A 13,341-nucleotide genomic window follows, 5' to 3' on the forward strand; every position below is an offset into this window, starting at 1 on the left:
TATTTAGCAGATGAAACGCTATCTCCTCTACCGAACAACATCAATCTCACCACTATTTTCAAGTATATTTCTGTATTATTCATCCAGTATATAATGCTGAAAACTTTACCTATTTGTTAACTGATAGCTCCAAAATGAAAAAGCACCTGAAATATATTGAAGGCAGTTCAGATAAATTCTGGCAAATTGAAACCAGCGATCTTAGCTACACCGTTACTTATGGTAAAAACGGCACTAATGGCACCTCGCAGAGCAAGTATTTTACAACAACTGATGAATGTTTAAAAGCTGCCGAAAAACTATTAAATGACAAGATAAAAAAAGGTTATTCTGAAAGCGGTGAAGTAATGATAACAGCCAGCAAGACATTAAAGGAAAATGAAAAAAACCTAGATAAACAAACTATTATTGCCGAATATGATAAGCTTCTTAAGTCGAAAAACGTAAATGATTTGCTATCTTTTCTGCAAAGATACGCCAAAGGGAATATTGATTTACTGAAAAAGCACATCAAAACACAAAAGCGTTATTACATGAATTTTGTGGATCTCAGTAAGGAACCCGGTTATCCATCAAATCATTGGGGAACCCGTGGAGATGAGTTTCAAAAAACAATCCTAACGCTTAGCGCTATAGCTATATTCAATAAGTCAGACCTTATTACCTGGGAGGAAGTAAGCGATCAGCTAACAAAAGCGAGGTCGCCGGAAGTGATTGACATTTTACACTGGGCCAAACCTAACTGGATAACCGAGTTACTGTTAGAAAGAGTGAGAAAAAATGAATGGCGAAACATGCCTTATCAAACATTACGTTTTCTTGAAGCAGAAGGATTAATAACCTATGAACCGGAACTTTATGCCCGAAGTATTGCGCAATTCAACGAATGGTCTGCCAAAATTAACCATACACAATATATAGACTACATTGTAAATGATGAACTGGCTTTCAAGCGAGATGTACCTGCAGTTTTTGAATACGAAACCGGCTTGCAAAACAGTTATTTCAAGCTGGATAAAGATGCACCATACGACCAATACAAAACCTGGGAAGTTATTTTCACCAAATTACTCGAAAGTGATAAAATAGCCAGAAGCTACTTCATTGAACAGTGTATTCTGATGCAAACTAAAGATTGGAACACTAACCTTAAATCTTTCTTCAGGAAACGATTGGCAGCCTTAGCTCCGAATAGTGCTGAACTACTAGATTTCCAGGAACAACTCTTTAGCTGCCTGCAACATCCTGATAGTCCGATTGTAAACTGGGCAACGGATTTTATTAAAAAGATGTATGACTCGCCCACATTCAACGCTGCTTCTTTTTTGGATTGGATTGTACCAACCATGATGAGCAATGCGCATAAAAGCGGTGTAAAAAACCTGCTAAGTATTTTTGAGAAACTGGCGAAGCTAAAACCCAAACTAGCTAAACAAATGAGTTTGCTCATCGCTGACAGCTTCGTAATTCCCGACCTCGGTTTACAAGAAAAAGCCACAAAAACCCTGCTTAAAATTGCAGGAACAAATGATGCAGAACTCACCGACAAGCTTAATATGTATGGCAGTTTAATGCTCGGGCAGACTAAAACAGCATTAGCTGCCTATTTGAATGAGGATACTGCATACACGCAAGCGGATAGAACAATCGATTACGTGTACCAAATGCCTGAGGTAGATGTATTGGACCAGCCGATTTCACTACCGCAGAACTGGCAGGAAGTTTTTCTCCTTTTCGGAAGATTTATTAACAGCGAAGAAGTTGCAGACGCTGAATTGCTATTAAATGCCTTCATCACGCAACGTAACCTCTTCCCCAGCAACCATCAAAAGCAATTACAAGCTTACTTGCAGCAACTTGAAAAAAAGTATTTCGAAAGCATAAACAAAGCTTACCTCTCGGTGTTTTTTCAGCAAAAAACCAAAACCTACCACGAGCAATTTAGAGTAAGGATAGGCGAATACCATAAAGTTAAAACACTATTACTAATACAACCTTTGCTGTACACAGCACAAACACTTATCGATACAGGTAAGCCGTTGCCCTTACTATCTTTTCCAAGCCATTACCCGCATTGGGTTGCACCGAAGGTACTGATAGAGCGTTTAATTGCCTATATCAAAAATGGTGTACCAATAGATAAGCTGGACCTGAGTATAGCAATCAGCCGTATGCCCAGGGCTCAGGTAGCTGAAGCCATCCCTTTACTTGATCAGTTGAGTGGTCCTATTAAAAGCTTAATGGAATTTTGTTTGGGCGTAAGCAATGAAATCAACCTGAAGCCACAAAGCTTATTTAAAAAGTTGTTAGGTAAGGTATCTGCAACTTTTAACGATGATAACATTGATGCTGTCTGGGTCACTGCAGCACGTACATTTCACCCTAATGCTACCTTTGAAATATTTAATCAAACAAGCTTAAGTAAGATTCCTTTTGCTGTTGCGCCATATTCACCCCCTTTTTATATTAAGGAAAGGTGGAATGAATATCAAAACTACTACACAAAAAAAATGGAACGTAGTGAATCCTGGCAGGAGTTAATCTTTGAGGATGTTTCCTTTCCCATGCCGCCTTCTTATTTCTTATATGCGCAAGATTTAACCGGTAAAAAGAATATCTGGAACTATTTACTGGGCAATGAGGGTAACGTGGCTTACTGGCATAGTTTAATGCCTCAGAATAACGACCCACTGGCACTATACCTCTTACGCTCTACATGCATTACCGCCAACGGAGGCTCGGGTAATGACTTAAAAGGTTTTCTTACAATAGTAAACGGTAAAGGTTTTAAATTTTCCGGACTTTCAATATTTCTTTTCGCTTGTATCTGTTTCCAGGAGAAAAAAGAAATCAGGTTAATGGCTTCGGAAGTGTTCATCAATTTAGTTGAAAAGCAGGCAATAGACATGACTGCCTTCGCCACCAAAGTTGCCTTTTTAACCAACCATAAGTACGGGCCTTTTTCAAGAATGATAGAAAGTACTGAAGCCGTAAAAGAACTCTCTCCCTTACACCAAAGTGCTTACCTTCAACTTATTGAAGGTTTATTAGCTAATCTTCAGGTTGACGAAAAGCTACCAACCAACTTCAGGAAACTGGTAGAAAACTATGTCGATTTGCTTTACAAGACCGAAAAACAACCTGGTTTAGCTGCAGTAAATTTCTTTAGTCAATGGAAAGATAACAGCACCTTAAAAAATCTAATCAAACAAATATTAGCTCCACAAAAATGACAGATTTACAATATACCTATTCCGGGATTTCGACCTTTACCAAAAACAAAGGAATTAACAGTTTAGTTTTAGCCCATCAAACCGAAATACAAAGTGTAAATAATATTCCTTGCTTTTTTTGGGGTAACCTCACTGAGCCTTACCTTACTGCAAAATGCTGGACTACTATTGCAAAAGTTGTACGCAGCAGCTTTGGCCCCGTACCGCCAAGTTTACGCGATCCTATTGTATCTGCCGGTACAGACAAAATCAGGTTTGAAGGTTTTTCATCCTGCAATGGTGTATATGTACGCCTGGATATGAAACCAGACGCTGTAGATGGCGAATTCATTGCTAATGGGACAACCAATGTCGATTTTAATGAACCCATGCTGAATGCCTTAAATGCGATACAAAAGAACGAACGTGTAACCCTTGCCGTTGGCCAAAAGGATATGCAGGTAATTACCAGCAAGACCAAAGTTGTAGAAAAGAAGGTAAGTTTGCCTACGCGATGGATTAAGGGGCTAACCAGTGTACAGCTCTATCTTGCTGATATGACGCCTAAATTTCAGCTTTCAAAAATTCAGACAATCCAGCTTTTTCATGGCCTTCCTAAAGGAAATGTGAAAAGCGACTTCTATATCAGTAACCGTGCCGGTCGCTTTATGTTTTCTACCTTAGCCACAACCGATGCCGTTCGTATCAGTGGGATTCATCGTTTACGCTTACTTGAAGGCCTGCTACCTTTGACCGACCATTTATTTGTGTATGAATCGGAAGATAAGCAAACCGCAGCCTTTGTTTGCGAATTCGGTAAAATGCAATTGCTGATGGCCTTTTCTCCTGATGCGTACAGGGGGTTCTCAGGCGAAGGAAAAGCATTAGACCAACTCACCGAGAATCTGCCGATGGAATGGATATATGGATTAAACGGTTTACTAAAAGCCAACGAAACCTTTGACCCAACATTGATTTCGATTGACCATGATATCGACTTCGGGACAATGGATCAGCTTACTGCAAATTTATCATCTATTGGTTTACTGGGCTACGATTTAATGGATCGAAATCATTTTTACAGGCAGCTGCCGTTCAAAACTGAACGTATTTTAAGTCTAAACCCCAGGTTAAAAAATGCAAAAAAATTACTTGCCGAGCAGGATGTGAAAGTAATTAAAAATGACAATGGCAATATAGAAGCAGAGGTAAAAGGAACCAATGTAATGCATCGGGTACAGCTTAGTTCACAACATCAGCATTGCACCTGCGAATGGTTTACCACCTACCAAGGTAAACGTGGTATCTGCAAGCACATTTTAGCGGTAAAAATGTTAAGTTCAAGTATTTCTTCAGGTTAGTATTAAATGAATTCTGCTTCAAACTATCTTCGGAAAGAAAGCTTATTAAGATTGTTCGGCTTATTTACCGCTCAATAATGGCATTTATAAAGGAAATCGCTAAATAACTCGGTAAAGTTATAGGTTTATCATACGATTGAGGTGAAGCCGTATATCTACGAGACGAAGCTCTAAGAGCATAAAATTATTAACAAGATTTTACTGTTAAGTCGCATTTTAGTCGGGGTTTGGTCGGGGTTCAGACGGAGTTATGACAATTCTACCCGACCAAAGCCCGGCTTAATCACGAATAAAATCTGTGGTTAAGATTAAGAATAGATAAACCTTTGCATTTGTTGAGCCATTAAAAGCAAAAAAGTGCAGAACTATAGACTGCATGAGATGGCACAAGGCTGCTTTGACTGCGAATAAAAAATCGATGTTGTTAATGACATAAATTCTGTAAATTTATTTCGAAAATCTAATATCCTCAATAATGAAAAAACGCTACTTCCTTTTATTATCACTGCTAACCCTTTCAATACCTGCCCTTGCTCAGGAGAACTGGGTTCGAACCAAAATCGATGAAAAGGTTTCGGTCGCTTTTCCAAGCGAACCCCAAAAAACCAGCAAAAATGGAAATGATATTTTTATTGACCGTGAAGCAGACAGCATCCTCTATAGTGCAGTCATGATGGACCTTAAGCCACTTGCGGGCCTGGATTCGGCGAAGCTTGCCACAATCAAAGATACCCAGGGCTTTGCTGATCAATTTATGAAAGGAGTGGCCAGCCAAAAAACCAATTATGAATTTGGAAAGACGACCATTGCAAAATGGAAAGGCTTTACCAGTTATGAAACATCGGCTGTAGATAAAAATGGCAAGGGAACCTTATACACTTATCTAATCATCATAGGCAGTAAGGTCTATACATTGACCTGCCGCGTACCCGACAAGCTCAGCACTAAAAACAAGGAACGCTTTATCAGCAGTTTAATGCTCCAGTAAGCGTAACTTATACTGCATTTCTTACTTTCAGGAAATTTCGCTACAAACTGACACCCGCTGGCATAGGCCTTAGTACACTACATTGATTCCTCTATTAAAGCAAGTTTAGCGCCTGGCCAATGCAATGGCACTAACTTGTGCTTTCGTTACGCTTGCAATTAGAGTTGTCGAGCTGTGCTTGTGTTAGATGGGAGACTTTCCTATTTAGTTTTACTTTTATAGATATCATTCAAGAGCAATAAAATAGATGGCTTGAGATATCTATCAATCTTATTAGTCGAAACAAACTCTTTGCTTTCGATAGTAGATTTGTCAATGAATTTATAATTACTATAATTAGCTAATGTGTCAAGAAAATTTGGCGCTGGCATCTTAGTTTTCAATCTAGCTACAGACTCTAAACAATTATTTCTTTTAAATTCATAAATATCCAGAACTTCAGGAATTGAATTATTTGGAAACATATTTGAAACATTCGTGTAGTATACCGTAGCATTTTTGTATTCTAAATTATATATACTATATAGATTAATTAATACTGAACGATAAGTATCAGCCTGAGCAGAATAAATGTCAGACAAAAACAAAACAAATTTATCATCTGTTGCAACAAAGAAATTTGGTAATTCCCCACTTTCGAGAAATAAGAAGCCTTGGATAAAGTTATTTGTTTTTTTATAAATCAACGACTTACCCTTAAGTCTTGAGCTGTTGGTTACTTTTTTTAAATCTTTGAAAGATTTGACACATTTCATTTTGTAACCGTTTTTCACAAAATAATTAAGTTCAGTGTTTTGTGAAAAACAGTAATAGTTTACAGAAACCATAAAAAAACAAAATATTAAAATTTTTCTCATTGTTGTTTGGATTTATCGAACAAAGGTATCAATTCAAAAGGTTTGCCTCACTACGGCACGTGTGTCAAGCCTACCCTATACTGGCCGTCCTGGCATTGCAACTGTCCTGAGTTGTACCTTTGTCTAGCCGACAGATTGATTCCGATTAAATATAAGGCAGAGTGTTAAACTCCGCACATTACCTAAAGTAATTTAAAGCACAAACAGTATCCTTACGCTAGTATCAAGATAGCTTTTGCCATATAAAGTTTAAGTGGCAGCTGAAAAAGCAAGCATTTAAGCCAAAGAAGGATTAATAATTAGTTCCTATTTGTTTCTTTAAAAAATCTAAAAAATCATCGGCATATTTTTTGGAATTAGATAAGGTATATATAGGGCTCTCTCCCAGATCATCTTTTTGTTCTAGATCAAAGTAAAAAGTTTCTCCTTGATCAGTAGACATAATTGATAATTGGTGTTTATTTAATATGCTGTTTTTTCTATCAAGTTCATTGATATACACGATATCTCCACCAGGCATGGAACCTAAAGTACTGTAAACACTGAATATTTCATCACCATATATTTCGCCACCGGCATAATTTTTTAACCACCAGATATATGAGGGTGGAAAGTGAACATCAAGTTTTTCTTGTGCTTGATCAATGAGCTCCTGTGAAGTGCCCTCACCATATTCGGCAAAATTTGCAATTGATTGATTTTTGTTTATAAGTTCAATTATTGAATCAAATCTGTTCATATAATATTTTATTTAAAATTCCCTACTGGCGAAAGTTTTGGCGCCATAGCAGATACAACGTATTGCCTTGTGCTCCCTAAGGAGATTGAATCAATTCCGATTAAATATAAGGCATAAGTGGTAAACTCCACACATTTACTAAGCTCAAAACTTAAAACAAAAAAAGCCAGGGAAAATTGCTAAGCTTAACAGTGGTTTAAAGCACAAGTGTAAGCTTGCGCTAAAATTATCGAAATGTATTTGTGTTAGATAAAGCTATCTTATTGTCCAACCTGAATAAGCAAATACTATTTACACTTGAATTCAATACCATTGACTTTAAATCCTTTATGAAAACAATAATTAATAGACCTCTTCATACAATCAAATACGTAATCTTGTCTATTATCAAACTTAAAAAAATCAACTTCTAACAAATTAAAATTTTTCAAAATATGATCTAAATGACTCGACTCCTTATAGACATGATCTTCACTCGGAACACCCCAACTAGCTTGACTTTTATTAGGAAAAGGAATATGAACTGTAATATCCTTGGTCTTTTCAGAAGATAAGGATTTCTCCTTTAAATATATCATAATTGACTTTACATTATTATATCTGAAATAAAAATACAAAGTCCAGTCATGAAGTTTTGTGTTTTTCTGCTTATTTAAGTTCTCGATTACAAAAGATTTGGTTAAGTCACGTATTTCTTCAGTATTAAATTTGAAGTTATAAATATAAGCGGAGTCTAGTATTCTAATTTCCATTGATTAATTTTTGCAATTTTTAGCTTTCTTTATCCAAAGGAAGTATTTCGCTTAGCTCCTTCAGTCTCACCAAATCTCCATTTGTCATAGTTTATCATCATATGCGATTCGAGTCTTAGCCCTCACTACAAATTGGAAAGTCGAAAATTATATCAGTCGGGGTAATGTACTTGCTGTGATATCTAATTCCAATCCTTTGTCGTCGAACAATGCTATTAATCTGTCAATTTCTGAAGACAACATATTTTCAAAATTACTCCAACTTAAAAGGGAAGTAGCATCATCATTACTGCATAAATGTACACTTTCAGACAAAGAGTCTATATAAACCATTGATCCGTCCCAATCATATCCTCCAATGAAAAAAAAATGCTTTTTAGAATTGGTAGGTCGCTCAAAGAGATTTTTTGTTCGAATATCAAAAGGCTGCCAAAGACTATTCAAATCGCGCCTGTTATTACTTCTTATACCATCTAAACAAAGCGTTGTGTTAAAAAGTTTCAGCCCATTATTTTGTAACAAAAAAGCAATGTATGAACTCGGTATTGAGACCTTTAATTCTTGTTCTAAATTTTGAATATGCTTTATGTCGAGACCAGGAAAAATTGAATGCAACCAGGCTTGTGGTGCAATATGCGTTGCTTTCCCAATTAAATATGTTCCATCTTCTAAAATTTTTTCGCCAAACCTGGAGTATTTACTTAGTTTATCCAAAATATCCATATTTTATTCTTTCGTTTTATTCAGCTTGTTTTTTTCTTGTCTGTTTATTAATGCGACCTCAACTGAACTAAGTCTTAAAGCCCAGGCCATTGCAACGGCCTTGACTTGTATCCTCGTTATGCAGATAGAATCAATTCCGATAAATATAAGGCATAAGTGGTAAACTCGACACATTTACTAAGCTCAAAACTTAAAACAAAAAAAGCCAGGTAAAATGGCCAGGCTAGACAGTGTTCAAAGCACAAGTGGTAGGCTTGCAAATGGAGTTGACGAGATATGCTTGTGCCGGATAAGGAAGAAAATTTACATTTCTTGTTCAAATCTAATCGTCGAAGTAAAACTATATCTAACAATAACATTTTTGTTTTTACACTTCCCGGGAATCCAGTTAGGCATATCAGTCAAAGCTTTTACGACAGCTTTATCTACATTTGAATAATCCTCAACACTCTTATTATTAATCTGACATCTGTCGATTTTTCCATTATCAAGCACATGAAATTCGACATCAAGGCGATAAGATACCAAAGAAGTATCAAGAGAAAATTTCACATTCTTTACAAGATAATTCATTAAGCTACTATAATGTTTGCTTTTGAAAACAGGCATATCATCAACCAGAGAATAAATTAATTTCCCGTTATAACTCTTATCCTCGACCTTACAATTAGTCACTGGCTTATTATTATCTTTAGGAAGATACGATGTCAAAAAGATTATATTACAAAATGCTATTAAATAAAATAAGTTACGGTTTCTGTTCCACCGCTTCTCTTGGGTAACCATGCCATTACTTATCAGCTTTGTGCCGATATGATTTTGATAATCCCGCTCCATATTTTTGCAAATTAATATCGTTTAGAATTAATTTTAACTGATCATTTGTTAGCATTCTTAATCTAACACTACTGTTGCAAACCTTAATTCCCTAACCAATGCAATGGCAAAATGTTAGAATAACAAACGGCTAAATTTAAGTGATAGCTGAAGAAGCGAATACTTAAACTAGAAAAGCTGATTAATAATTTTAAAAATCACTTAGCCTCTGAAATGCATATTTTAGACGGGCATCACTAAATATTTACGGATATTGAGAACTTAATTGCTTTATATTTATCCAATCTAGCCAGCTTTGTTGTATTACCATATTTTCTTCTGAATCGCTCTCTTCAACATCATCAAATAGCTTAATAAAAAGACAACCATTTTCGATCTCTTTGATTTCTGATGCATTCGGGAATGAAACTAAACGTTCCTTTGGAACCAACTTAAAGAAACCTGGGCCAAACCACATTTTATGTGCAGCAATTATCCAAGTATTACCAATTAAAAAACTTCGTCCAGGGTTATTGGAAATGTCGTAGATTTTAACTCCTGTAGAATTATCAATTGTGAAGGGCGTATATCTTAAAGACTTTAAGGAATAACCTAAACCTTGTATGTTGCCTTCATACTCTGTATCCTGAACTGCAACATAATTAGTACTATATCGGTAAGCGGAGCAAAATCCCTTATTTTGAATAAAACATTCAATATCATTATCAGAAATAATACCATTATCTTGTGACAAAGCTATACTAATAAATGGGCTATCTGGATTAGCTGTTGTAACAGAAAAAAATCTTTCATTTTGTGATGCAGAAAAATTATCTAAATATCCTGCCTCACTTATTTCTAATTTATATTTCTCTTTCCAATTAGTGACCTTCCAAGTCCCCCCCTCTTTTTTTAAAGAAAAACGACTTGGATTAAAATTTAGAAACAGATTGAACATCTTAATATACTGCTTTCCGTTGATTGAATTGATATCAAAACTATATTTTATGGTTTCTTGCATTATTATTTTTCTATTATTCGTGTTTTTACTTTTTTGTCCGCTGCATAATTTAATACATCTGTTAATACACTTCTATCATAGTCCTTAGGTATAACAATGTCCAGCCTAACACCTTTTAATTGTCTTTCGGCGCCATTGGAAACTATCTTACTTTACTTTGCAATATCAACTAATTCGTCTATATTTTTTCTTATATTATGAAATTTAAAATTTTCAATTGAATTAACCGTTTTTAGGCTTATACCTAATTTTGATGCTGAATCATAAAAATCTATTGTCTTAAAAAATGGAGAAACAGTTTCTCCTAAATGCTCAAGTTTTTTTATAAATTGTACCTGCCAATTTATACTCCATTAAAGTTCCTCTAATAAGGCTCCTTTTTGCCAGATTTCTGCAGTTGATGTAGTTCGTCCTAAAGCGCCAGTAGCCCTTAAATCAGATATACCAAAAAAGCAAATGCTAAATTTGTAGTTCCCCAACCATAATCGCCATTTGTACAAAACCTGGTTTAAAAAATTTAGCGAGGAAAAAGCAGTTTTAGAAAATGCGCTCAAACCAAAGGCTTCTTCAAAAATGTCCACTCATGAGTTAATAAAAAGAACGCTACCCAATTTAAAAAACTTATTAGGAATTTATGAAAAAGGAAATATTTTTCAAAAGCATTCTATTATTAGAGCGGTGTTCAAAGATTCGTTGGCTTACAGTAATGGGATGTTTAGAACACCCTACGTCAACCCAGCATTCGAACACAACTTATTGAATATCAATGAAAAAGGGCTGCTAATTTATGAGCAGGCCTCTAAAAAAAATTAAGAAATCTTCGTTAAGTACCCGGAAGAAAGATTACTTTACACAGCTAGACGAGCTCTGTATTGTTTTAGAACCAATTATCCAGGATTTAAGAAGTAAAGGATTTATAGAAACCCTTTAAATTTGCCTTGCAGAAGCACCGCAAGGCAACAAAAAAAGAACTATGTTTTTTGGCTGAATTTCCCAACTTTTTGTATGACCGTTTTTTCATTCGTACCGGAAAAACCATCCAACTAAAGCTCTCTGACATCTCGGAGATTCGGTGCAGACAAAGCATATCGGCCAGCTGAAGCGCTTGAGGAGAAAGTACACAGGGTTGGTTATTAATGGCTTTTGTTAATTATTATTTGATCAGCATTGATGATGTTATCGATCAGGTCTAAAAACGGGCATTGTTCTGACACTCCGATCATTCGGAATTTGAGTACTAAAAAGTTTACCTCAGATTCAGGGTGTGATTGAAGTGTCCAAAGACCAATTATCTGATTTTATAATGGTTTAGTTCTTGCTATTTCCTATCTTGCAGAAACACTTAATCGTCCCGATATGCTGCTTTTCCTGGTACCCGCTTATTTTATACTATTCTTTGGTTGGCTGATTTATGCCGGTTTAATTAAAAAGAACCTTAAGAAACACAAACAGGTGGTTTATGTAGGCAGCGTGTTTAGTGTAATATGGATGATTGTAGCCGCGTTGGCGATTTATCTATAAGTTTTTAGCTGCATTTGTTGTTGCAGAATGAGCTGAACGGTATCCTTTTTTAAGCGCGATTTTAACCAACGATTCATCCGCTGCCTTTCCGGAGCCAACATAGATGATTTTAACCTGGCAGCAAACTGCATCACCGTATCTCTTTTTAACGTATCCATCCGGACGATGATGGCCTGATTCAGGCTGTAGCTTGCGACAGATGGAAAGAGCGCTTTGAGTTCTTCCCGGATATCAGGCAACTGCCCTTTAACATTATTATTTTGTTTTGAAGCCAGAGAATCCCGGTTAAAAACGTCTTCCATAATACTGGCCTTAATCTGCGAAAAGTCGACGTTGGCACGGGCATCTAGTCCCTGACGGATAATAAGTTTGGTGCCTTCCAGTTTATAACTTTTAAGTTTTGTTTTAATGCTGTCGATGGCTGGTTTGGTAATTTCCGCTCCTATCAGCAGCAGATCGATTTCTTTTGAGTTTCTGGAATATTTGAAGGTCTTGTTAACCACCTGTGTATTGGAAAAATCAAATACCTCCCTAACGAAACGTTGCGCACTGTTCTCAAAGATGCTTTTTTGTACAATCCCATAAGCAAGGTAAATACTTGGCAGAATGGTAATGAGCACACTGATCAGGATATAGCGGGATACCTTTTTTTCTGTGCTGCGATCTTCAAAATGCTTTTTATTGAATTTCAGGAAACGAACGATGAGGTAGGTAGAAATGCAGATGAATAGGCTATTTATAAAAAACAGGTAAAGTGCGCCGGCAAAATAAAGCAGGTTACCTGCAGCTAAACCAAAACCCGCGGTACAAAGGGGCGGCATGAGTGCCGTGGCAATGGCAACACCAGGAATAACATTGGTTTTTTCCTTTCTGGTCACCGCGATTGCACCGGCAAGCCCACCCACAAAAGCAATGAATACATCCCAGATGGAGGGCGTAGTCCTGGCCAGTAGTTCGCTTTGGGCATCATGCAATGGGGTCAGGTAAAAATAAAGCGTGGAAGTGGCGATACTAATCAAGGCAGCAATAAGCAGGTTCCGCCCACCTTTGCGCACCAGTTCCAGGTCGTTAATGCCAATGCCGAGTCCGATACCAATAATAGGGCCCATTAAGGGTGAGATGAGCATGGCACCAATAATCACCGCTGTCGAATTTACATTAAGCCCGATAGAGGCAATAAAAATCGCAAAGATCAGAATCCAGAGATTCGGCCCAACGAAAACGCTGTTCGCCTTGATGGAGGCAACCACTTCTTCTTCGTTGGCTTTATCCAGGTGCAGGTTAAACCTGCGGGCCAGAAACAAACGGATATAAGCCCAAAGACCATTATGGTGTTGTTGTTCTTCCATAT

General features: G+C 36.7%; 11 protein-coding genes. 4 read left to right on the forward strand and 7 right to left on the reverse strand.

Annotated features, from left to right (window positions below):
* Window positions 1-134 precede the first annotated feature (134 nt).
* The 3 genes from R2R71_RS14380 (at window position 135) to R2R71_RS14390 (ending at window position 5,561) form a co-directional block, all read left to right on the forward strand.
* Window positions 135-3,233 (forward strand): DUF6493 family protein, encoded by a 3,099-nt coding sequence (locus tag R2R71_RS14380; RefSeq protein ID WP_316831975.1) that lies wholly within the window; start codon window positions 135-137, stop codon window positions 3,231-3,233.
* The gene (locus tag R2R71_RS14385) at window positions 3,230-4,573 is read left to right on the forward strand and encodes an SWIM zinc finger family protein (protein WP_316831976.1); all 1,344 of its coding nucleotides are present in this window, start codon (window positions 3,230-3,232) and stop codon (window positions 4,571-4,573) included. The genes R2R71_RS14380 and R2R71_RS14385 overlap by 4 nt, the downstream gene beginning before the upstream one ends.
* Window positions 4,574-5,048: 475 nt before the next feature.
* Window positions 5,049-5,561, forward strand: a complete 513-nt coding sequence (locus R2R71_RS14390; protein ID WP_316831977.1) for a hypothetical protein — start codon at window positions 5,049-5,051, stop codon at window positions 5,559-5,561.
* A 200-nt stretch (window positions 5,562-5,761) separates the two neighbouring features.
* On the opposite strand, the gene R2R71_RS14395 is transcribed toward R2R71_RS14390, so the two are convergent.
* The 6 genes from R2R71_RS14395 to R2R71_RS14420 all read right to left on the reverse strand — a co-directional run bounded on the left by R2R71_RS14395 (window position 5,762) and on the right by R2R71_RS14420 (window position 10,469).
* Window positions 5,762-6,418, reverse strand: a complete 657-nt coding sequence (locus R2R71_RS14395; protein ID WP_316831978.1) for a hypothetical protein — start codon at window positions 6,416-6,418, stop codon at window positions 5,762-5,764.
* Window positions 6,419-6,710: 292 nt separating this feature from the next.
* Window positions 6,711-7,157, reverse strand: coding sequence for an SMI1/KNR4 family protein (locus tag R2R71_RS14400; protein WP_316831979.1), 447 nt, complete (start codon window positions 7,155-7,157; stop codon window positions 6,711-6,713).
* A 287-nt stretch (window positions 7,158-7,444) separates the two neighbouring features.
* The gene (gene imm9, locus R2R71_RS14405; protein WP_316831980.1) at window positions 7,445-7,909 is read right to left on the reverse strand and encodes an Imm9 family immunity protein; all 465 of its coding nucleotides are present in this window, start codon (window positions 7,907-7,909) and stop codon (window positions 7,445-7,447) included.
* Window positions 7,910-8,056: 147 nt separating this feature from the next.
* Window positions 8,057-8,632, reverse strand: coding sequence for an SMI1/KNR4 family protein (locus tag R2R71_RS14410; RefSeq protein ID WP_316831981.1), 576 nt, complete (start codon window positions 8,630-8,632; stop codon window positions 8,057-8,059).
* A gap of 303 nt (window positions 8,633-8,935) precedes the next feature.
* The gene (locus tag R2R71_RS14415) at window positions 8,936-9,469 is read right to left on the reverse strand and encodes a hypothetical protein (protein ID WP_316831982.1); all 534 of its coding nucleotides are present in this window, start codon (window positions 9,467-9,469) and stop codon (window positions 8,936-8,938) included.
* A 244-nt stretch (window positions 9,470-9,713) separates the two neighbouring features.
* The gene (locus R2R71_RS14420; protein ID WP_316831983.1) at window positions 9,714-10,469 is read right to left on the reverse strand and encodes a hypothetical protein; all 756 of its coding nucleotides are present in this window, start codon (window positions 10,467-10,469) and stop codon (window positions 9,714-9,716) included.
* A gap of 492 nt (window positions 10,470-10,961) precedes the next feature.
* Between R2R71_RS14420 and R2R71_RS14425 the strand changes: the two genes are divergently transcribed.
* Window positions 10,962-11,282, forward strand: coding sequence for a hypothetical protein (locus R2R71_RS14425; protein WP_316831984.1), 321 nt, complete (start codon window positions 10,962-10,964; stop codon window positions 11,280-11,282).
* 698 nt (window positions 11,283-11,980) lie between these two features.
* Here the strand turns inward: R2R71_RS14425 and R2R71_RS14430 are convergent.
* The gene (locus R2R71_RS14430) at window positions 11,981-13,339 is read right to left on the reverse strand and encodes a TIGR00341 family protein (RefSeq protein WP_316831985.1); all 1,359 of its coding nucleotides are present in this window, start codon (window positions 13,337-13,339) and stop codon (window positions 11,981-11,983) included.
* Window positions 13,340-13,341: the final 2 nt, after the last annotated feature.

The organism is Pedobacter aquatilis (assembly GCF_032678405.1).
Taxonomy (GTDB): domain Bacteria; phylum Bacteroidota; class Bacteroidia; order Sphingobacteriales; family Sphingobacteriaceae; genus Pedobacter; species Pedobacter aquatilis_A.